Source organism: Geodermatophilus sp. CPCC 205761, from assembly GCF_051383655.1.
Taxonomy (GTDB): Bacteria; Actinomycetota; Actinomycetes; order Mycobacteriales; family Geodermatophilaceae; genus Geodermatophilus.
The window spans coordinates 41,896-63,281 of sequence record NZ_JALPKQ010000033.1 but is presented as its reverse complement, the minus strand read 5'-3'; the positions used below and the strand labels follow the sequence as shown (position 1 = coordinate 63,281).

The following is a 21,386-nucleotide window of genomic DNA, read 5'->3' as shown; positions in this document are numbered from 1 at the left end:
CGCCCGCGCGCCGGCGCCGGGACAGCCCGCGCGACCGGCGCCGCCGGCTGCTGCTGCGCGCCGGTGCCGGCCTGGCCGCGGTCCTGGTGCTCGTCTGGCTGCTGTGGGCGAGCCCCGTGCTCGCCGTCTCCGAGGTCCGGGTCGACGGCGCGGGCTCCCTCACCGCGGACGAGGTGATCGAGGTGGCCGGGGTCGCGGAGGGCACGCCCCTGCTGCGGGTGGACGTCGACGCCGCCCGGGCACGGGTCGCCCGGCTGCCGCAGGTCGCCTCGGTGGAGGTCACCCGCGGCTGGCCGCGCAGCGTCGTCATCACCGTGGTCGAGCGGGTCCCGGTCGCCGTCGTCGACGAGGCCGGCAGCCGCACCCTGGTCGACGCCGGCGGCGTGCTCTTCGACACGGTGACCGGTCCGCCGCCGGTCGGCGTCGTCCCGCTGGAGGTCGCCGACCCCGGTCCCGACGACCGCGCCACGCGCGCCGTCCTCGCCGCGCTGGTGGCGCTGCCGGCCGACGTCCGCGCGGGGGTCCTCTCGGCCACGGCCACCTCGGCCGAGGACGTCACCCTCACCCTCGTGGACGGCACCACGGTGCTGTGGGGGAGCGCGGAGGAGGCCGGGGACAAGGCCGCCGCGCTCGTCGCCCTGCTCGGCCAGCTCGCCGCCGGGACGCTCGAGCCCGCGGACACCATCGACGTCAGCGCGCCCTCGGCGGTGGTCCTCCGCTGAACGGCGGGGAAGGCTGTCCCCGTGACGTCCTCGCCGATCAGCCGGTTCCCCGTCCCGACCGCCGACGAGCTCGCCCCGGAGCTGCGCGAGCGCTACGCCGACGTCGAGGAGCGCTCGGGTTTCCTGCCCAACGTCTTCGGCGCGCTGGCCTGGCGGCCGGCCGAGGCCGCGGCGTTCTTCGCCCTGCACGACGCGCTCATGGACAAGGAGACCCCCGGCCTGTCGAAGGCCGAGCGTGAGCTGATCGTGGTCGCCACCAGCGCGGCCAACGACTGCCTCTACTGCGTCGTCGCGCACGGTGCGATCGCCCGCATCCGCGCCCGGGACCCGCACATCGCCGACCAGGTGGCCGTCGACTGGCGCAAGGCGCCGCTGCCGGACCGGGTGCACGCCGTCCTCGACGTGGCCGTGCGCCTCGCCGTGCGACCGGCCGAGGTGACGGCGGCCGACCTGGACCGGCTGCGCGGGCACGGCCTGACGGAGGACGACGTGTGGGACGTCGGCGCGATCGTGTCGTTGTTCGCGCTGTCGAACCGGCTCGCGCACTGGGCGGCCATCCCGCCGAACGACGAGTTCTACCTCATGGGCCGCATCCCGCGGCAGTGAGCGGTCCGGGCGCCGGCCGTGCTCGCACACGGTGGCCCCCCGGCTCCGCAGCGGCGTCCTGACCAGCCCGAACCGACACGCGCGGCTCCACGACACGCCCGACGCGCAGCATCACTTTTCCGAGTTCCGAGGACCCGGCGTGTCCCGGCCATCAACCACCACATGAGACGTTCACGGCGCGGGTCGTCACTGTCAGTGGTGTCTGAGTGACCACTGGGTCCGGTGGGATCGGTGCGAAGCCGCCGGCCCGACACGCCGGTCCCGGGAGGGTGCTTGTAGGGCGTGCGGCGGCCCACCTAACTTCAGCCGCGTCGACCCAGTTGACATAACTATAAGGCTTTACTTGAGGATGAGGGTCGAGGTCGGGAGCCCCAACATGACACCTCCGCACAACTACCTCGCGGTCATCAAGGTCGTCGGCATCGGCGGCGGCGGTGTGAACGCGGTGAACCGGATGATCGAGGTCGGCCTCAAGGGGGTCGAGTTCATCGCCATCAACACCGACGCGCAGGCGCTGCTGATGAGCGACGCCGACGTCAAGCTCGACGTCGGTCGCGAGCTGACCCGCGGGCTGGGCGCCGGCGCCCAGCCCGACGTCGGGCGGCAGGCCGCCGAGGACCACCGCGAGGAGATCGAAGAGGTGCTCAAGGGCGCCGACATGGTCTTCGTGACGGCGGGCGAGGGTGGTGGCACCGGCACCGGCGGCGCGCCCGTCGTCGCCTCGATCGCGCGCAAGCTCGGCGCCCTCACCATCGGCGTGGTCACCCGTCCGTTCTCCTTCGAGGGCAAGCGGCGGGCCGTGCAGGCCGAGTCGGGCATCGAGGAGCTGCGCAACGAGTGCGACACGCTCATCGTCATCCCCAACGACCGGCTGCTGCAGCTCGGTGACCGGAACGTCAGCGTCATGGACGCCTTCCGCACCGCCGACCAGGTGCTGCTCTCCGGTGTCCAGGGCATCACCGACCTGATCACCACGCCCGGCCTGATCAACCTGGACTTCGCCGACGTCAAGTCGGTCATGTCCGGCGCGGGCTCGGCGCTGATGGGCATCGGCAGCGCGCGCGGGGACAACCGGGCGCTGCTGGCCGCGGAGCAGGCGATCGCCAGCCCGCTGCTGGAGGCCTCGATGGAGGGCGCCCACGGCGTCCTGCTGTCGATCTCCGGTGGCTCGGACCTGGGCCTGTTCGAGATCAACGAGGCCGCCTCGCTGGTGTCGGACGCCGCGCACGCCGACGCCAACATCATCTTCGGTGCCGTGATCGACGACGCCCTGGGTGACGAGGTGCGGGTCACCGTCATCGCCGCGGGCTTCGACGGCGGCAAGCCGAGCGACCGGAAGAACGCGGGCACGACGTCGCTGCCGACGGCGCCCCCCGTGGCCCCGCCGGTCACCTCCCGGATGCCGATGCACCCGCAGCCGGTGACCGCGGCCTCGCCGGCGCCCACCGGCGAGCGCCTGGTCGGCTCCGCGTCGACCCCGCCGGCGTCGTTGCCGTCCACCTCGCAGATGCCGCAGCGCCCGGCGGTCGGCGGCGGCATCACCGTGCCCCCGCTCCCGCCGGTCCCGAGCTCCGGCTCGGGCGGCGCCCGCCGGCCGCTGTCGAGCGAGGACTTCGAGGAGGAGCTCGACATCCCGGAGTTCCTCCGCCAGTAGGAGGAGCCCCGTGACCTCGTCACCGGCCGCCCCGCAGGCGGTGCGACCCCGACGGGTCGTCACCGACCGGCGGGGCGGCCGGTCCCGTTCGCCCTACGAGTCGTTCAACCTCGGCGGACACGTCGGTGACGACCCAGCCGACGTCGCCGCCAACCGGGACCGCCTGGCCCGCGAGCTGGGCGTGGACACGTCCCGGCTGGTCTGGATGGACCAGGTGCACGGGACGGGCGTGGCGGTGGTGGACGGCCCACCCGACGGGCCGCTGCCGGCCACCGACGCCCTCGTCACCCGGACGCCCGGCCTCGTGCTGTGCGCCCTCGTGGCCGACTGCGTGCCGGTCCTGATGGCCGATCCCGCAGCGGGGGTGGTGGCCGCCGTGCACGCCGGCCGGGAGGGCGTCCGGCAGGGCGTCGTCCCCGCGGCACTGGCCGCGATGCGGGGGCTGGGCAGCCGGCCGGCCGACGTCACCGCGCTGCTCGGCCCGGCCGTCTGCGGCGCCTGCTACGAGGTGCCACGGGCCATGCAGGCCGAGGTGGCCCGGGTGGCGCCGGCGGCGGCGGTCCGGACCCGCCGGGGGACACCCGGGCTGGACCTGCGCGCCGGGCTGGCCGAGGTGCTCCGCGGCGCGGGCGTCGGCCAGGTGGTGCACGACCCGCGGTGCACCGTCGAGGACCGCTTCCTGTTCTCCCACCGGCGCGACGGCGTGACGGGCCGCCAGGCGGGCGTGGTCTGGCTCGGGTGATCCGGCGATCGGGGAGGATCGGCGCATGACCTCCCCGGCGGACCGGCTGCGCGCGGTGCGGGCCCGCATCGACGCCGCGGCACGGGCGGCCGGCCGCGACCCCGCCTCCGTCGGGCTGCTCGCGGTGAGCAAGACCTGGCCCGCCGCGGCGGTCCGCGGGCTGGCCGCGCTGGGGCAGGCCGACTTCGGCGAGAACCGGGCCCAGGAGCTCGTCACCAAGGCCGCGGAGCTGACCGACCTCCCGCTCCGCTGGCACTTCGTGGGCCAGCTGCAGCGCAACAAGGCCGCCGCCGTCGCCCGCCTGGGCGCGGTGGTGCACTCGGTCGACCGGCTCCCGCTCGCCCGGGCCCTCGGCCGGGCCGGCGCCGAGGCCGGGCACGCCGTCGAGGTCTTCCTCCAGGTCGATCTCGGCGGGCCGGAGGGGGAGCTGGCGGCCCGGGGCGGCGCCGACCCCGACGCCGTTCCCGGGCTGGCCGACGCGGTCGCGGTCGAGGAGGGCCTGCGGCTCCGCGGCCTCATGGCGGTGGCCCCCCGGGACGTCGAGCCGGGACCGGCGTTCGCCCGCCTGGCCACCCTGGCCGACCGTGTGCGGGCCGACCACCCGGAGGCCGGCGAGATCTCGGCGGGGATGAGCGCGGACCTCGAGGAGGCGATCGCGGCCGGCAGCACACTCGTGCGTGTCGGAACTGCCGTCTTCGGGGAGCGCCCCCTACCCTCCCCAGAGGACGAGTCACACCAGTCACACGGGTCCCACGAACCCGGGTGACCGACGCGCTGTTCACCAGAGGGGGAGGGCTGATGGCCGGAGCCATGCGGAAGATGGGCATCTACCTCGGGCTCGTCGAGGACGACGACGCTCGCGCCTACGGCCGGTACGACGCCCGGCAGGCCGACTACGACCGGCACGACGACCGTCGTCCGGACGACCGCCGGCTCGACGACCGCCGCTACGGCCGGTACGCCTCGGACGACGCGTACGACGACCCCTACGACGCCGGCGACCGCTACGCCACCGACTACCGCGCCGACGACTACGAGGCCGACCTCGAGCCCGAGCTGCCGGCGCCGGACCCCGAGCCGGTGGCCCTGCCCCGCCGCACCACCGCCGGCGCGGGCCGGAACATCGGCCTCGCCCCCTCGGTGGGCGCCGACCGCTCCACGCGCCTCGGTGGCACCGCCGGCGCCGGTATCGGCGGTTCGGCCGGTGCCGGGCTCGGCAGCGCGTCCACGCCCGGGATCGGCAGCACGTCCACGCCCGGCCTCGGCGGTGGCTCGTCCGCCTCGGGCGCCGCGGGTCTCGCCGTCCGCGAGCCGGTGGCCGCGACCCCGGAGCCGACCCCCGCGCCGGCCCCCGCCCCGGCGCCGAAGCCCTACCGGATCACCACGCTGCACCCGCGCACGTACAACGAGGCCCGCCAGATCGGCGAGAACTTCCGCGACGGGATGCCGGTCATCATGAACCTCACCGAGATGAACGACGCCGACGCGAAGCGCCTCGTCGACTTCGCTGCAGGTCTGTCCTTCGGTCTGCGCGGTAGTATCGAGCGCGTCACGAACAAGGTGTTCCTGCTCAGCCCGAGGGACGTCGACGTGACGGCCGAGGACAAGGCGCGGATCCGCGAAGGCGGGTTCCTCAGCCAGCCCTGAGGCCGACGGCAGGAGTGGACCCGGCACGCGGAGTGCCCTGAACGAACGAGGACCGTGGCTCTCTTCTGGCAGATCGTCTCATCGGTGCTGCTCGTCTTCCTCGTCCTGCTCTTCGCACGGTTCGTCGTCGACTGGGTCATGGTGCTGGCGCGCAGCTGGCGGCCGTCGGGGCTGGTGGCGGCGGGTCTCGAGGTCGTCTACGCCACGACCGACCCGCCCCTCAAGGCCATTCGGAAGGTCATCCCGCCCCTGAACCTGGGCACCATCCGGCTGGACCTCGGGTTTATGGTGCTCCTGATCGCCGTGTACATCCTGAAGGGGATCGTGGACAGCCTCGCACGGGGCGCCGTGTGACCGCTGAGTCCCCTGAGGACGGCGTCACCGGGGGCCGGGTGTGGTCCGCCGTCGCTCGTCCGAGAACGTCCCTGTTCCCGCAGTCCGACCCGAGGTGACCCCGATGCCACTCACGCCTGCCGACGTGCACAACGTCGTCTTCAAGAAGCCTCCGATCGGCAAACGCGGCTACGACGAGGACGAGGTCGACGCGTTCCTCGACGTGGTGGAGGCCGAGCTGGCCCGGCTGATCGAGGAGAACAACGAGCTCCGCGCCGGTTCGGCCACCGGCCGCACGCCGCGCGCCGAGAGCGTCGAGGCGCCGGCCCCCGCGGCCGCCCCGCCGCCGCCTCCGCCCGCCCCGCGGGAGGACGACAGCGCCCGCGCCTCGCGGATGCTGGCCCTGGCCACCGAGACCGCGGACCGGTACGTCAACGAGGCCAAGGCGCAGGCCGACCAGATGGTCGTGTCCGCCAAGACCAACAGCGAGCGCATGGTCACCGACGCGCGGGCCAAGAGCGAGCAGATGGTCAGCGAGGCGAAGATGCGCGCCGACTCGATGGTCAACGACGCCCGCACCCGGTCGGAGACGATGGAGCGCGAGGCCCGCGCCAAGGCCGCGGCCCTCGACCAGGACGCCGAGCGCCGGCACACCGAGGTCATGGGCACGCTCGAGGAGAAGAAGAGCAGCCTGGAGCGCAAGATCGAGGAGCTGCGCACCTTCGAGCGCGAGTACCGCACCCGGCTGCGGTCCTACCTCGAGTCGCACCTGCGCGACCTGGACAGCCGCGGCTCGGCCGAGCCGGCGTCCAACAGCCGGCAGAACCAGCACGCCCCGGCCTGACGAACGGCCTGACGTGAGAGGGGCCCCCGGACGATCCGTCCGGGGGCCGCTCTCGCGTTCGCGCGGCTAGTCCGTCGCGCGGGCCAGCCAGAAGCGCGACCCGCCGGGCCCCTCGAGGCCGGCGCCGGAGCCCGCGGTGCCGGCGTGCACCCGCACCGCCAGCACCTCGGCAGCGACCTGGTCGGCCTGCTCGCGGAGCGCCTCGGCCATGGGGTCGGTGGAGTCCTCGGCGGTCCACCACAGCTCGATCCGGTCGCTGACGGCCAGACCGCTGCTCTTGCGGGCCTCCTGCACCAGCCGGACGGCCTCGCGCACCAGCCCGGCCCGCTCCAGCTCCGGGGTGAGCTGGAGGTCCAGCGCCACGGTGAGCCCGCCGCCGCTGGCGACCGTCCAGCCCTCGCGCGGGGTCTCGGTGACGACCAGGTCGCCCTCCTCCAGCGGCACCGGGGCGCCGTCGACCTCGACGGTGGCGGTGCCCGCCCGGTAGGCGGCGACCAGGGCGGCCGGGTCGGCCGCAGCGACCGCCTTGGCGACGGCCTGCACCTGCTTGCCCAGCCGCCGGCCGACCGCGCGGAAGTCGATCTTCACGCTGACGTCGACGAGGTCGCCGCCGACCGCGGAGAGGTCGAGCAGCCCCTGGACGTTCAGCTCGTCGGCGATCTCGGCGACCAGCTCGCCGGGCAGCGCCGACCAGCCGGGGGCGGCGACGACGGCGCGGGCCAGCGGCTGGCGGGTGCGCACCTTGGCCGACGTCCGGGCGGAACGGCCCAGCTCGACCAGCCGGCGCACCAGAGCCACCTGCGCCACCAGCTCGTCGTCCCGCGCCCCGGCGTCCACCAGCGGCCACGAGGTGAGGTGGACGCTGTCGACCGCGTCGGGCACGCCCGGGGCGACCGCCCGGGCCCACACCTCCTCGGTGACGAACGGGGTGAACGGCGCCATCAGCCGGGTCAGCCCGTCGAGCACCTCGTGCAGCGTGGCCAGGGCGGCGGCGTCGCCGTCCCAGAACCGGCGCCGCGAGCGGCGCACGTACCAGTTGGAGAGGTCGTCGACGAACTCGGCGAGCAGGCGTCCGGCGCCCTGGGTGTCGAAGTCCTCGAGGGCGGTGGTGACCCCCTCGGTCACCGCAGCCAGCTCGGCCAGCGCCCAGCGGTCGAGCAGCGGCCGCTCGGCCCGCGCGGGGGCCGGCGTCGAGCGCGGGTCCCAGCCGTTCGTGTCGGCGTACAGGGTGAAGAAGCTCGCGGTGTTCCAGTAGGTGAGCAGCACCTTGCGGACCACCTCGGACAGCGTCTCGTGGCCCACCCGGCGCGCCGACCACGGCGAGCCGCCGGCCAGCATGAACCAGCGGACGGCGTCGGCGCCGTGCCGGTCCATGAGCGGGATCGGCTCGAGGATGTTGCCCAGGTGCTTGCTCATCTTCCGGCCGTCCTCGGCCAGGATGTGGCCCAGGCACAGCACGTTCTCGTACGAGCTCCGGTCGAACACCAGCGTGCCCACGGCCATCAGCGAGTAGAACCAGCCGCGGGTCTGGTCGATCGCCTCGCAGATGAACTGCGCCGGGTAGGCCGCCTCGAACTCCGCCTGGTTCCGGTACGGCGCGCCCCACTGGGCGAAGGGCATGGCCCCGGAGTCGTACCAGGCGTCGATCACCTGCGGCACCCGCCGGAAGGTGCCCTCCTCGCCGGGGAGCGTGAAGGTGACGTCGTCGATGAACGGCCGGTGCGGGTCGAGGTCGGACAGGTCGCGCCCGGACAGCTCCGACAGCTCGGCCAGCGACCCCACCGCCACCACGCGCGACGGGTCGGCGTCGTTGCGCCAGATCGGCAGCGGCGTGCCCCAGTACCGGTCCCGGGACAGCGCCCAGTCGACGTTGTTGCGCAGCCAGTCGCCGTAGCGGCCCCACTGGATGTGCTCCGGGTGCCAGTGCGTCTTCTCGTTCTCGGCGAGCAGCTGGTCCTTCACCGCGCTCGTCCGGATGTACCAGGAGGGCTGCGCGTAGTACATGAGCGGCGTGTGGCAGCGCCAGCAGTGCGGGTAGCTGTGCTCGTACCGCTGCTCGCGCCACAGCACACCGCGGTGCTCGAGGTCGACGAGCAGCTCGTCGTCGGCCGCCTTGAAGAACCGGCCGCCGACCAGCCGGACCTCGCGCAGGAAGTGCCCGGACGGGTCGATCGGGTTGACCACGGGCAGCCCGTAGGCGCGGCACACGGCGAGGTCGTCGGCGCCGAAGGCGGGGGACTGGTGCACCAGGCCGGTGCCGTCCTCGGTGGTCACGTAGTCGGCCAGGACGACGAAGTGCGCGTCGACCGGACCGCCGTCGGGGCCCTCGGGGAAGTCGACCAGCTCGAACGGCCGCTGGTAGTGCACCCGCTCCCACTCCCGGCCGGTGGTGCGGGCCAGCACCTCGACGTCGTCGGTGTCGCCGAAGACGGCACCCAGCAGCGGCTCGGCCACGACCAGGGTGTCGTCGCCGCGCCGTGCCACGACGTAGGGGACGTCCGGGTGGACGGCGACCGCGGTGTTGGACGGCAGCGTCCACGGCGTCGTCGTCCAGATCAGCAGGTCGGCCTTGCCGGCCCACTCGCCGCTGGTGACCGGCAGCCGCACGTAGACCGAGGGATCGGTGATCGACTCGTACCCCTGGGCGACCTCGTGGTCGGACAGGCCGGTGCCGCACCGGGGGCAGTAGGGGGCGACCCGGTGGTCCTCGACCAGCAGGCCCTTCTCGAAGACCTGCTTGAGCGACCACCAGACGCTCTCGATGTAGGCCGGGTCCATCGTCCAGTAGGCCGTGGACATGTCGACCCAGTAGCCCATCCGGCGGGTCAGGCCCGTGAACGCGTCGACGTGCCGCTCGACGGACTCCCGGCAGCGGGCGTTGAACTCGGCGATGCCGTAGCGCTCGATGTCGGGCTTCCCGGCGAAGCCCAGCTCCTGCTCGACGGCGATCTCGACCGGCAGGCCGTGGCAGTCCCACCCGGCGCGACGGGGCACGTGCCAGCCCTGCATCGTCTTGAACCGCGGGAACACGTCCTTGAAGACACGGGCCTCGATGTGGTGGGTGCCGGGGCGGCCGTTGGCGGTCGGCGGGCCCTCGTAGAAGTTCCACTGCGGCTTGCCGGCCGAGGTGTCTAGCGTGCGCGCGAAGACCTTCTCCGCCTCCCAGCGGCCCAGGATCTCCTGCTCGAGGGCGGGCAGGTCGACCTGAGGGGGCAGTGCGCGGAAGGGGCCTGGAGAACTCACGCCGTCCATCATCCCCGAGGCCCGCGGGGGACCGGCGGCGGTGCCCGACCCCGGTCCGCAGCCGGAGGTCACGGGCGCGCGACCGGCGTACGGGAGACTGCGGAGGTGGACAGGGCCCCGCGGTGAACACGACCGTCACCGTCGGGCTCGCGGCCGGGGCGCTGGTCGTCCTCGTGGCGGCGGTCGCGCTGCGGCTGGCCGACCGGCTGGGGCTGCCCAGCCTGCTGATCTACCTGGCCCTCGGCATTGCGCTCGGCGAGAACGGCGTGGGCGTCGACTTCGAGGACGTGCAGCTCACCTCCACCCTCGGCGTCGCGGCGCTGGTGGTCATCCTCGCCGAGGGCGGTCTCACCACCCGGTGGCACGACGTCCGGCGGGCGATCGGGCCGGGGGTGTCCCTGGCCACGATCGGCGTCCTGGTGAGCGTGGGCGTCACGGCGGGCATCACGGTCTGGCTGCTCGACTTCCCCTGGGCCTTCGCCCTGCTGCTCGGCGCGGTCATCGGGTCGACCGACGCCGCCGCCGTGTTCGCCGCCCTGCGCCGGCTGCCCCTCCCGCGCCGGCTGGCCGCGTCGATCGAGGCCGAGAGCGGGCTCAACGACGCCCCGGCGATCCTGCTGGTGACGGCGCTCTCGGCCTACCTCACCGGCGCCGAGGCGCACGCCTGGTGGCTGGTGGCGCTGGAGATCGTGGTGGAGCTGGTCGGTGGGGCGGCCATCGGCGCGGCCGTCGGGCTCGGCGGTGCGGAGCTGCTGCGCCGGGTGGCCCTCCCGCTCGCCGGCTTCTACCCGCTGGCGACCCTCGCGCTGTGCGTGCTGGCGTTCTCCGCGGCGTCCCTGGCGCACACCTCCGGCTTCGTCGCGGTCTACCTGGCCGGGGTCGCGCTCGGCAACGCCGCGCTGCCGCACCGCTCGGCGAGCATCGGCTTCGCCGAGGGCATGGCCTCGCTGGCGCAGATCGGGCTGTTCGTGATGCTCGGGCTGCTGGCGTCGCCGACCCGGCTGGACGAGGCCCTGCTGCCGGCGCTCCTCGTCGGCGGGGCGCTGCTGCTGGTGGCCCGGCCGCTGTCGGTGCTGGCCAGCCTCGTGTGGTTCCGCATGCCGCTGTCGCAGCAGGCGTTCATCTCGTGGGCCGGGCTGCGCGGCGCGGTCCCGATCGTCCTGGCGACCTTCCCGGTCGCCGCCGGTGTGCCGGACGCCCTGGTCATCTTCGACACCGTCTTCGTGCTGGTCGTCGTCTTCACCCTGATCCAGGGCTGGTCGCTGCCCTGGGTGGCGCGGCGGCTGGGCATCGCCGCGCCGGTGACCCCGCGGGACGTCGACGTCGAGTCCGCGCCGCTGGACGAGCTGGACGCCGACCTGCTCCAGGTGACCGTGCCCGCCGGGTCCCGGCTGCACGGCGTCTACCTCCCGGAGCTGCGCCTGCCCGACGACGCCGCCGTGGTCCTCATCGTCCGCGACGGCCGGCCGTTCGTGCCCGACGCGAGCACCCGCCTGATGCGCGGCGACCAGGCGCTGCTGGTGTCGGCGCGGCGGTCCCGGCTGGAGGCCGAGCGACGGCTGCGGGCGGTCAGCCGCGCCGGCCGGCTGGCCAGCTGGCGCGGCGAGACCGGCGGCGCCACCGAGATCGACTGAGGGGCAGACATGGCCATCTCTGCCCCTCGGTCGGGTCAGCCGTTGAGCTCGAGGGTCTGCATCGTCTCCGCGCGGACCTCGGCCAGCAGCGCCGGGTCGTCGACCAGCCGGCGGCCGTAGGAGGGGATCGCCTCCTGCAGCGACGGCCGCCAGGCGTCGATCCGGTCCGGGAAGCAGCGCTCGAGCACGGTCAGCATCGCCGAGACCGCCGTCGAGGCGCCGGGGGAGGCGCCCAGCAGGCCGGCGATGGTGCCCTCGCCGCCGACGACCAGCTCGGTGCCGAACTGCAGCACCGGGTGGCCGGCGGCGTCGCGCTTGATGACCTGCACCCGCTGTCCCGCGGTGATGAGCTCCCAGTCGGCCGCCTCGGCCTCGGGCACGAACTCGGTCAGCGTGTTGTGCCGCGACCTGCCGCCCTTGAGCAGCTCGGTGATCAGGTACCGGGTCAGCGGCACGTTGTCCTTGGCCACGCCCAGCATCGAGCCGAGGTTGTGGCCGCGGACCGAGCGGGGCAGGTCGAACAGCGAGCCGGCCTTGAGGAACTTGGGGGAGAAGCCGGCGTAGGGGCCGAACAGCAGCGAGTGGTCGCCGTCGATCAGCCGCAGGTCCAGGTGCGGCACCGACATCGGCGGCGCGCCGACGGCGGCCTGCCCGTAGACCTTCGCCTGGTGCGCCGACACCAGCTCGGGCGAGCCGGTGCGCAGGAACTTGCCGCTGACCGGGAAGCCGCCGAAGCCGCGGATCTCGGGGATGCCGGCCCGCTGCAGCAGCGGCAGCGCGCCGCCGCCGGCCCCGACGAAGAGGAAGCGGGTGCGCACGGTGCGCTCCTCGCCGGTGAGCGCGTCGGTGATCGTGACCGTCCAGCGGCCGTCGGTGCGGCGCTCCACGCCGGTGACCCGCTGGTGCACGTGCACGTGCACGCCGCGCTCCTCGGCCGCCTCGATCAGCAGCCGGGTCAGCGCGCCGAAGTCCACGTCGGTGCCGGCGGACGAGCGGGTGGCCGCGACGACCTCGCCGGCGGGGCGGCCGGCCATCATCAGCGGCAGCCACCCGGCCAGCTCGGTGGCGTCGTCGGTGTACTCCAGGCCGGCGAACAGCGGGGAGGCGGACATCGCCGCGTACCGGTTGCGCATGTACGCGCGGCCGTCCTCGCCGGTGACGAAGCCGACGTGCGGGACCGGGGTGATGAACTCCTTCGGCGCCCCGGTCAGGCCCGAGCGGACCAGGTGCGACCAGAACTGGCGCGACACCTGGAACTGCTCGTTGATCGTCTCGGCCTTGCTGATGTCCACCGACCCGTCCGGGCCGGCCGGCGTGTAGTTGAGCTCGCAGAGGGCCGCGTGACCGGTCCCGGCGTTGTTCCAGGCGTCCGAGCTCTCGGCGGCCACGTCGGGGCCGGACTCGAAGAGGGTGACGCTCCAGTCGGGGGCCACGACACCGAGCAGCGACGCGAGGGTCGCGCTCATGATGCCGCCGCCCACGAGGACCACGTCGGGGTCGGTCGATGGTGCGAGGTCGGTGGACACGTCGGCCTTCCGGGCTCGGGGATGACGATCCCCTCCAACTTCGGCCTTTTCTGCGCAGAACATGTCACCCGGCGTTGTGAGATCCGTCGCACACCGGCATGAGACGGATCACCGCGGCCCCGGATGCGCGCCCGGCCGCTCGGTGCGGCGGGGCCCGGCGCGGGCGCGGCTATCGTCGGGAGGCGCGGCAGCCGGCCGCAGGAGCCACGACCGAGGAGCCCGTCCTGTCCGAACGCAGCGAGCCCGAGGACGGCGGCGACCGGGCGACCGGACCCGCGGACGACGCCCGGCGGCGGCCGCGCACCCGGCTGCTGCTCCTCCTGGCGACGGCGGTGCTGCTGGCCGACCTCGGGACCAAGCTGCTCGTCGTCGCCACGATCGACGCGGGCGAGAACATCCGGCTGCTGGGCGGCGCGGTGTACCTCACCCACGCACGCAACACCGGTGCCGCCTTCTCCTTCGCGGAGGGTTTCACCGTGGTCTTCACGCTGATCGCCGTCGCGGTGGCGGTGGTGATCGTCCGCACCGCCCGCCGGCTGTTCTCCACCGCGTGGGCGGTCGCGCTGGGTCTGGTGCTCGGGGGCGCCGTCGGCAACCTGGTCGACCGCGTCTTCCGCGAGCCCGGGTTCCTCCGCGGCGGCGTCGTCGACTTCGTCTCCGTCTTCGCCCCGGACGGGCAGGTCTACCCGATCTTCAACGTCGCCGACTCCGCGATCGTCTGCGGCGGCATCCTCGGGGTGCTGCTGGCCCTGCGCGGGATCGAGTTCGACGGCTCCCGGACGTCCGGCGACCGGGCCGCGCGCGACGGCGGCCCGGCCCACCCCTGACCGCTCCGGCGGCGATGCGCGGGTCCCGGCCCCGTCCAGAGGCTCGCCGCGAGCCTGCCAGGGGTGAGGAGGACGCGGTCCTTCCTCTGTCACGATGGGTGCCGTGATCGACTCCCCGGGCCAGCACCGCGCGCTCCCGGTGCCGGACGGGCTGGAGGGCCAGCGCGTCGACCAGGCCCTGTCCCGGCTGTTCGGGCTGTCGCGCACGGCCGCCGCCGACCTCGCCGACGGCGGGCGGGTGCTGATCGACGGGCGGGTCCGCGGCAAGGGCGACCGGGTCACCGGAGGCGGCTGGCTGGAGGTCGAGCTACCCCCGCCGCCGGGCGAACCCACCGCGCCGGAGCCGGTCGCCGGGCTCACCGTCGTCCACGACGACGACGACATCGTGGTGGTCGACAAGCCCGTCGGGGTGGCCGCGCACGCCAGCCCCGGCTGGGAGGGGCCCACCGTCGTCGGTGGCCTCGCCGCGGCCGGCTACCGCGTCTCCACCTCGGGGGCGGCCGAGCGGCAGGGCGTCGTCCACCGGCTGGACGCCGCCACCACGGGGCTCATGGTCGTGGCCAAGAGCGAGCGGGCGTACACGCTGCTCAAGGCGGCGTTCAAGGAGCGCACCGTGGAGAAGGGGTACAACGCCCTCGTCCAGGGGCACCCCGACCCCTCCCGCGGCACCATCGACGCGCCGATCGACCGGCACCCCAAGCACGACTGGCGGTTCGCCGTCGTCCAGGGCGGGCGCCCGTCGGTCACCCACTACGAGGTGGTGGAGGCCTTCCCGGCGGCCAGCCTGGTCGACATCCGGCTGGAGACCGGCCGCACTCACCAGATCCGGGTGCACTTCTCCGCGCTGCGCCACCCGTGCGTCGGCGACACGACCTACGGGGCCGACCCGACGCTGGCCGCCCGGCTCGGGGTCTCGCGACAGTGGCTGCACGCCGTCCGGCTGGGCATCCCGCACCCGGCCGACGGCCACTGGATGGAGTTCACCAGCCCGTACCCGCCCGATCTGGCCGGCGCGCTCGACATCCTGCGCGCCGAGAGCTGAGGCCCGGCGGTGGACGGGCTGCCCGGCTCACTCGCCGACTACGGCCCGGCCGCGCTGTCGGCGGTCGCCGTCGCCGGCTACCTGGTGCTGGGGGAGCCGCTGGTCGGCCACGTGCTGCACCGCCGGTTCGAGGGCCGGCTGCGCACCGACGACGGCGCCCGCCGCTCGTTCTACCGGCGGCTGCTCGTCCTGGAGTGGGGACTGGCCCTGCTGGCCCTGGTGGTCTGGCTGTCCGCGCCCGGCGTCGACGCCGCGGGGGTCGGGCTGCGCTGGCCGCAGTCGTGGCCGGGGCCGGTCTCCGGGGTGGCCGCCGTCCTCGTGCTGGTGTTCGTGGTCCTCTCCACGCGGGCGCTGCGGTCCGGGGCGCTGGCGGTGGCCGCCGCGCAGGTCCGGCGGCCGGGCGAGGGGCGGCACGCCGAGCCGCAGGTCCACGCGACGCTGGCGCTGCTCCCGCGCACCGGGGCCGAACGCCGGTTGTTCACCGTCGTCGGGGTCACCGCCGGCGTCTGCGAGGAGTGGCTGTACCGCGGGTTCTTCCTGGCCGTCGCGGCCGCGGTGGCCGGCGGGCTGTCGACGCCGGTGCTGGTCGCGGTCGGCGCGGCCGGCTTCGGGCTGGCGCACGCCTACCAGGGCGTGGCGGGGGTGCTCACCACCGGCGTCCTCGGGGGCGTGATGGCCGCGCTGTACCTGGACACCGGGTCGCTGCTGCTGCCGGTCCTGCTGCACGTCCTCATCGACCTGCGGTTCCTGCTCGTGCCGGCCAGCGCCCTCCCGGCGGGCGCCCGGTGAGGGCCGACCTGGCGACGGCCGCCGACCGGCCGGAGATCCTCGCGCTGCGCACCCGGGTCTTCGTCGAGGAGCAGGGCGTGCCGGCCGAGATCGAGCAGGACGAGCACGACGCCACCGCGGTGCACGCCCTCGCCCGGGACGACGACGGCCGGGTGGTCGCCACCGGGCGCCTGCTGGTCCGCGACGGGCGGGCGGTGATCGGCCGGATGGCGGTCGACGCGTCCGTCCGGGGCCGGGGCCACGGCGCCGCCGTCCTCGCCGTGCTGCACCGGCAGGCGCGGCGGCTGGGGCTGGCCGAGGTCGAGCTGCACGCCCAGCTGACCGCCCGCCGCTTCTACGAGCGGGCCGGCTACGTCGCGGTGGGGGAGGAGTACGAGGAGGCCGGCATCGCGCACGTCACGATGCGCCGGGACCTGACCTGACGGGCCCGCGGGGCCGCTGTGACCGATCGGTCCGCCTGTGGCGAGACACGTTCTGTCGGTCCCCCGGAGTAGACCTCCGTGGTGCGAGGATCGGGTCATCCCCCGGCCCGCACCCCGGACCACAGCACCGCCGGTCTTCCCCGCCGGTCGCCCGCCGGATCCCGACGGCCGGGCACGCACGACCTGTGAGGAGCACGCACCCCCGTGAGCAGCACCCCCTCGTCCGACTCGTTCGTGCACCTGCACGTCCACACCGAGTACTCGATGCTCGACGGTGCGGCGAAGCTGCCGGAGGTCACCAAGGCCGCCGCCGAGCAGGGGATGCCGGCGCTGGCGATGACCGACCACGGGAACGTCTTCGGCGCCTACGACTTCTACAAGCAGGCCAACGCGGCCGGCGTGAAGCCGATCATCGGCATGGAGGGCTACTACACGCCCGGCTCGCGGTTCGACCGCGCGCCGTTCGACTTCGGCGACAACCTCATCGACGAGGAGGGTGACGGCGGGTCCAACCGCGGCAAGGCCGCGTACACCCACATGACCCTCCTGGCGCGGACGACGGAGGGGATGCACAACCTCTTCCGGATCTCGTCGCTGGCCAGCCTCGAGGGCCAGTACCGCAAGCCGCGCTTCGACCGCGACCTGCTGGAGCGCTACGGCGCCGGCCTGATCGCCACCACCGGGTGCCCGTCGGGCGAGGTCAACATGTGGCTGCGCGCGGGCAAGGAGGAGAAGGCCCGCCAGGCCGCCGCCGACTTCCAGGACATCTTCGGGCGGGAGAACTTCTACGCCGAGCTGATGGACCACGGTCTGTCGATCGAGAAGAAGACCCGGCCGGCGCTGCTGCAGATCGCCAAGGACCTCGGCATCCCGCTGCTGGCGACCAACGACCTGCACTACACGCACAAGGAGGACGCCGAGGCCCACGACGCCCTGCTGTGCATCCAGACCGGGTCGCGGCTCAACGAGCCGAACCGCTTCAAGTTCAACGGTGACGGCTACTACCTGAAGAGCGCCGCGGAGATGCGCGCGCTGTTCCCCGGCGAGCTGGCCGAGGCCTGCGACAACACGCTGCTGATCGCCGAGCAGTGCGAGGTGCAGTTCACCGAGGGCGCGGACCTCATGCCGCGCTTCCCGCTGCCGCCGGGGGAGGACGAGACCTCCTGGTTCATCAAGGAGGTCGAGCGCGGGCTGCACAAGCGCTGGCCGAACGGGATCCCCGACCACGTGCGCAAGCAGGCCGACTACGAGACCGGGATCATCTGCCAGATGGGCTTCCCGGGGTACTTCCTCGTGGTCGCCGACTTCATCAACTGGGCCAAGGACAACGGCATCCGCGTCGGTCCCGGCCGTGGCTCGGCCGCCGGGTCGCTGGCCGCCTACGCGATGGGCATCACCGACCTCGACCCGCTCGCGCACGGGCTGATCTTCGAGCGGTTCCTCAACCCCGAGCGCGTCTCCATGCCCGACGTCGACATCGACTTCGACGACCGCCGCCGCGGCGAGGTCATCCGCTACGTGTCGGAGAAGTACGGCGAGGAGCGGGTCAGCCAGATCGTCACCTACGGGACGATCAAGGCCAAGGCCGCGATCAAGGACGCCGCCCGCGTGCTCGACCGGCCCTACTCGGTCGGTGACGAGCTGACCAAGCTCATGCCCCCGGGCGTGATGGGCAAGGACATCCCGCTGTCGGGGATCTTCGACCCGGCCCACCCGCGCTACAAGGAGGCCGCGGAGTTCCGCGCCCGGTACGAGTCCGACCCGGGCGCCGCCGAGGTCGTCGACCAGGCCCGCAAGCTCGAGGGGCTGAAGCGGCAGTGGGGCGTGCACGCCGCCGGCGTCATCATCGGCCGCCACCCGCTGATCGACAGCATCCCGATCATGCGCCGCGAGGCCGACGGCGCCGTCATCACGCAGTTCGACTACCCGACCTGCGAGACGCTCGGCCTGCTCAAGATGGACTTCCTGGGCCTGCGCAACCTGACGGTCATCGACGACGCGCTGCGCAACATCGTGCTCAACGGCAAGGAGCCGATCGACCTCGACGAGCTCAGCAAGGACCTCACCGACAAGGCCACCTACGAGCTGCTGGGCCGGGGCGACACCCTCGGCGTCTTCCAGTTCGACGGCGGCCCGATGCGGTCGCTGCTGCGGCTGATGCGCCCGGACAACTTCGAGGACATCTCCGCCGTCGGCGCGCTCTACCGGCCGGGCCCGATGGGTGCGAACTCGCACACCAACTACGCGCTGCGCAAGAACGGCCAGCAGGAGATCACGCCGATCCACCCGGAACTGGCGGAGCCGCTGGAGGAGATCCTCGGCCAGACCTACGGCCTGATCGTCTACCAGGAGCAGGTCATGGCGATCGCGCAGAAGGTCGCCGGGTACTCCCTCGGCAAGGCCGACCTGCTGCGCCGCGCGATGGGCAAGAAGAAGAAGTCGGTCCTGGACGCGGAGTTCGTCGGGTTCGAGGCCGGCATGACGGCCAACGGCTTCTCCGCCGCCGCGATCAAGACGCTCTGGGACATCCTCGTCCCGTTCGCCGACTACGCGTTCAACAAGGCCCACTCGGCGGCCTACGGGCTGATCTCCTACTGGACCGCCTACCTCAAGGCCAACTACCCGGCCGAGTACATGGCCGGCCTGCTCACCAGCGTCGGCGACGACAAGGAGCGCCGGCCGATCTACCTGGCCGAGTGCCGGCGGATGGGCATCAAGGTGCTGCCGCCGGACGTCAACGAGTCCTCCTGGGACTTCACCGCCGTCGGCACCGACATCCGCTTCGGCCTGGCGTCGGTGCGCAACGTCGGGCACAACGTCGTCGACTCGATCGTGCGCGCCCGCGAGGAGAAGGGCGCCTTCAAGGACTTCGCCGACTTCATGCGCAAGATCGACACGGTGGCCTGCAACAAGAAGGTCATCGAGTCCCTGGCCAAGGCCGGCGCCTTCGACTCGATGGGCCACTCCCGGCAGGGCATCGCCGCGGTGCACGCCCAGGCCGTCGACTCGGCCATGGCGCTCAAGCGCAAGGAGGCCGAGGGGCAGTTCGACCTGTTCGGCAGCTTCGGCGACGGCGCGGCGGAGGACGACCCGTTCAGCGGGGCGCTGGACATCGTGATCCCGACGGCGGACTGGTCGAAGTCCGAGCGACTGGTCTTCGAGCGGGACATGCTCGGGCTCTACGTCTCCGACCACCCGCTGCACGGCGTCGAGCACGTCCTCACCGCGCACGCCGACACCCCGATCGCCGAGATCAACGCCGGCGGCGTCGAGGACGGCGCGAACGTGACCATCGCCGGCATCCTCACGTCGGTCTCCCCGCGCACCAACAAGCAGGGCGCGCCCTGGGCCATCGCGACGGTGGAGGACCTCGAGTCGGGCATCGAGGTGCTGTTCTTCCCGAAGACGTGGGCCGAGGTGTCGGAGAAGGTCGTCCGCGACCAGATCGTGGTGGTCAAGGGCCGGATCAGCCGGCGGGACGACCAGCCCTCGCTGTTCGGCTCCGAGGTCACCCTCCCCGAGCTCACCGAGGGTCCCCGCGGGCCGGTGCTCGTCTCGATGGCCGCGGCCCGCTGCACCCCGCCGGTGGTCGAGCGGCTGCGCGAGGTGCTGGGCAGCCACCCGGGCACCACCGAGGTCCAGCTCAAGCTGGTCAACGGCAGCCGGGAGACCGTGCTGCGGCTGGACCAGGGCCTGCGGGTCCGCCCCAGCACCGCGCTCATGGGCGACATCAAGGCGCTGCTCGGGCCGACCAGCGTGGCGCTGCTGTGAGGGCGGTGCGGTCGAGGACACCGCGCTGAGCGCGCCGGGAGCTCCCCGGGACGGCGCGGCCGGCGAGACGGGGTTCACTGGGGACGTGCACAGCGCCGCCGACCGCCCCGGCGAGCCGACGCCGGCCGTGCGGCGCCCCCGCCCGGACGCCGGCGCGCGCTGGCCCGGTGCCGCCGAGCTGCGGGCCGACCGGCCCAGCTCCCTGCTCCTCACCGGCGTGCTGCTGCTCACCGGGCCGCCGGCCGGGCTGCTGTGGTGGGCGCTGGCACCGCGGGCCCGGTTCGAGGTCACCGCGGACGGCCCGCTGGTGCTCGGCCACCCCTCGGCGGAGCTGCTCGCCGCCGACGACGGCGTCTTCACCCTGGTGCTCGCGGGACTGGGCCTCCTGGCCGGCGCGGCCGGGTGGGCGCTGCGCCGCCGTCGCGGGGTCGGCACGCTGATCGCGCTGGCCCTGGGCACGCTGCTGGCCGCGCTCGCCGCCTGGCAGCTGGGGCAGGTGCTCGGCGCCGGCCCCACCGAGGCGCAGCTGGCCGACGTCGGCTCGCAGGTCACCACCGCGCTGAGGCTGAACTCCCTGCCCGCGCTCGCCGTCGGCCCGTTCACCGCGGTGCTGGTCTACGTGGTCGCCACGCTGCTCGCAGCGGCGGAGGACCTCGGCCGGCCCGGCCCCGCGCCGTCGGTCGTGCCGCCCCCGGTCGAGGGGGCGCTGCCGTCGGAGGTCCGGCCGGTCGAGCCCGATCCCGCCGCGCGCTAGTTGACGCTGCCCGGGCCGGCGAAGCGCTGCAGCGGCGCCGGTACCGCGCCCAGGGTCTCCAGCAGGGTGAGCTCGCGGCGCAGCAGCCGGGACTCCGCCCGCAGCCTCCGGCGGGTCGCCGACTCGGCCAGCAGCGCCTGGCGGTCCTCGGTGGTCAGCAGCGCCGAGGAGGCGACCAGGTAGGACAGGGCGCGCGGATCACCGGCGACCACCGACAGCAGCTGCTCGGCCTCGGGCTCGTCGTCCTCTCCCTCCCCGGTCAGGCTCGACACCGCCGCCACGTACCGGCCGAACAGGTTCCCCACCCCGCGGACGAGCACCTCCAGCGAGCCCCGGGCGACGGCGGTGACCAGCGCGTCGTCCGGGTCGGGCACGCCGCCGTCGGCGGCCAGGCCCTCCTGGTCGCCGGCGGCCTCCTCGGCCGCCTCCTCCTCGGCCAGCCACTCGACCTCCGCGCGCAGGTACGGCGGGTCCTCGGCGACGACGACGTCCAGGAGGCGGAACCGGTCGCCGCCGACGGTGACGATCCGGAAGCCGCCGTCGGGCTGCGGGCGGATCGCCTTCAGCCGGGCCGTGCACCCGACGTCGTAGAGCGCCTCGGCCGGGGCCACCCGCTCGACCTCCCAGCCCTGCCGGATGCCGACCACGCCGAAGAACCGCTCCTGGCCCTCGGGCACGGCCAACAGGTCCCGGATCAGCCTGCGGTAGCGCGGCTCGAACACGTGGAGGGGGAGGACCACCCCGGGGAACAGCGGCGTCCCCAGCGGGAAGAGCGGGATCAGGTCGCCCACGGGCGCTGACACTAGGGGAGGGAGCGCCCGGACCGGGCA

General features: G+C 73.9%; 18 protein-coding genes. 15 read left to right on the top strand and 3 right to left on the bottom strand.

Annotation, left to right across the window (positions count from 1 at the left end):
* The 8 genes from MY526_RS18810 to MY526_RS18775 form a co-directional block, all read left to right on the top strand.
* Positions 1–722, top strand: a 722-nt coding sequence (locus MY526_RS18810; RefSeq protein ID WP_436704801.1) for a cell division protein FtsQ/DivIB, incomplete at its 5' end; no start/stop codon positions are given.
* A 21-nt stretch (positions 723–743) separates the two neighbouring features.
* Positions 744–1,328, top strand: coding sequence for a peroxidase-related enzyme (locus tag MY526_RS18805; protein WP_436691488.1), 585 nt, complete (start codon positions 744–746; stop codon positions 1,326–1,328).
* Between the two features lie 376 nt (positions 1,329–1,704).
* Positions 1,705–2,982 (top strand): cell division protein FtsZ, encoded by a 1,278-nt coding sequence (ftsZ, locus tag MY526_RS18800; protein ID WP_436704800.1) that lies wholly within the window; start codon positions 1,705–1,707, stop codon positions 2,980–2,982.
* A 10-nt stretch (positions 2,983–2,992) separates the two neighbouring features.
* On the top strand, positions 2,993–3,724 hold the full coding sequence (gene pgeF / locus MY526_RS18795) for a peptidoglycan editing factor PgeF (protein WP_436704799.1): 732 nt from the start codon (positions 2,993–2,995) through the stop codon (positions 3,722–3,724).
* A gap of 25 nt (positions 3,725–3,749) precedes the next feature.
* Positions 3,750–4,490, top strand: coding sequence for a YggS family pyridoxal phosphate-dependent enzyme (locus MY526_RS18790; protein WP_436704798.1), 741 nt, complete (start codon positions 3,750–3,752; stop codon positions 4,488–4,490).
* A 32-nt stretch (positions 4,491–4,522) separates the two neighbouring features.
* Entirely contained in the window at positions 4,523–5,371 is an 849-nt protein-coding gene (locus MY526_RS18785) for a cell division protein SepF (RefSeq protein WP_436691492.1), read from the top strand.
* Positions 5,372–5,425: 54 nt separating this feature from the next.
* Positions 5,426–5,725 carry a YggT family protein gene (locus tag MY526_RS18780; protein WP_436691493.1) on the top strand — a complete coding sequence of 100 codons (300 nt, stop codon included), beginning with the start codon at positions 5,426–5,428 and terminating at the stop codon, positions 5,723–5,725.
* Positions 5,726–5,828: 103 nt separating this feature from the next.
* Complete coding sequence (locus MY526_RS18775) at positions 5,829–6,548, top strand: DivIVA domain-containing protein (RefSeq protein ID WP_436691494.1); 720 nt, start codon at positions 5,829–5,831, stop codon at positions 6,546–6,548.
* A 66-nt stretch (positions 6,549–6,614) separates the two neighbouring features.
* On the opposite strand, the gene ileS is transcribed toward MY526_RS18775, so the two are convergent.
* Positions 6,615–9,791: an isoleucine--tRNA ligase gene (gene ileS / locus MY526_RS18770; RefSeq protein ID WP_436691495.1), complete on the bottom strand. Its 3,177-nt coding sequence runs from the start codon at positions 9,789–9,791 to the stop codon at positions 6,615–6,617.
* Positions 9,792–9,913: 122 nt separating this feature from the next.
* Between ileS and MY526_RS18765 the strand changes: the two genes are divergently transcribed.
* Positions 9,914–11,425: a potassium/proton antiporter gene (locus MY526_RS18765; protein ID WP_436691496.1), complete on the top strand. Its 1,512-nt coding sequence runs from the start codon at positions 9,914–9,916 to the stop codon at positions 11,423–11,425.
* Positions 11,426–11,460: 35 nt separating this feature from the next.
* Here MY526_RS18765 and mqo read toward each other — a convergent pair whose 3' ends face one another.
* Positions 11,461–12,951, bottom strand: a complete 1,491-nt coding sequence (gene mqo / locus MY526_RS18760) for a malate dehydrogenase (quinone) (RefSeq protein WP_436704797.1) — start codon at positions 12,949–12,951, stop codon at positions 11,461–11,463.
* A gap of 98 nt (positions 12,952–13,049) precedes the next feature.
* Here mqo and lspA point away from each other — a divergent pair, with 98 nt between their 5' ends.
* The 6 genes from lspA (at position 13,050) to MY526_RS18730 (ending at position 20,556) form a co-directional block, all read left to right on the top strand.
* Positions 13,050–13,778, top strand: coding sequence for a signal peptidase II (lspA, locus tag MY526_RS18755; protein WP_436691498.1), 729 nt, complete (start codon positions 13,050–13,052; stop codon positions 13,776–13,778).
* A 103-nt stretch (positions 13,779–13,881) separates the two neighbouring features.
* A complete protein-coding gene (locus MY526_RS18750) occupies positions 13,882–14,820 on the top strand; it encodes an RluA family pseudouridine synthase (protein WP_436704796.1) in 939 nt (312 codons plus the stop codon).
* Between the two features lie 9 nt (positions 14,821–14,829).
* Complete coding sequence (locus tag MY526_RS18745; protein WP_436691500.1) at positions 14,830–15,609, top strand: CPBP family intramembrane glutamic endopeptidase; 780 nt, start codon at positions 14,830–14,832, stop codon at positions 15,607–15,609.
* On the top strand, positions 15,606–16,031 hold the full coding sequence (locus MY526_RS18740; protein WP_436691501.1) for a GNAT family N-acetyltransferase: 426 nt from the start codon (positions 15,606–15,608) through the stop codon (positions 16,029–16,031). The genes MY526_RS18745 and MY526_RS18740 overlap by 4 nt, the downstream gene beginning before the upstream one ends.
* Before the next feature lie 204 nt (positions 16,032–16,235).
* Complete coding sequence (gene dnaE / locus MY526_RS18735; RefSeq protein ID WP_436704795.1) at positions 16,236–19,802, top strand: DNA polymerase III subunit alpha; 3,567 nt, start codon at positions 16,236–16,238, stop codon at positions 19,800–19,802.
* Between the two features lie 85 nt (positions 19,803–19,887).
* Positions 19,888–20,556: an LPXTG cell wall anchor domain-containing protein gene (locus tag MY526_RS18730; protein WP_436704794.1), complete on the top strand. Its 669-nt coding sequence runs from the start codon at positions 19,888–19,890 to the stop codon at positions 20,554–20,556.
* Here MY526_RS18730 and MY526_RS18725 read toward each other — a convergent pair.
* The gene (locus MY526_RS18725) at positions 20,553–21,347 is read right to left on the bottom strand and encodes an LON peptidase substrate-binding domain-containing protein (RefSeq protein WP_436704793.1); all 795 of its coding nucleotides are present in this window, start codon (positions 21,345–21,347) and stop codon (positions 20,553–20,555) included. The genes MY526_RS18730 and MY526_RS18725 overlap by 4 nt on opposite strands.
* Between the last annotated feature and the right edge of the window lie 39 nt (positions 21,348–21,386).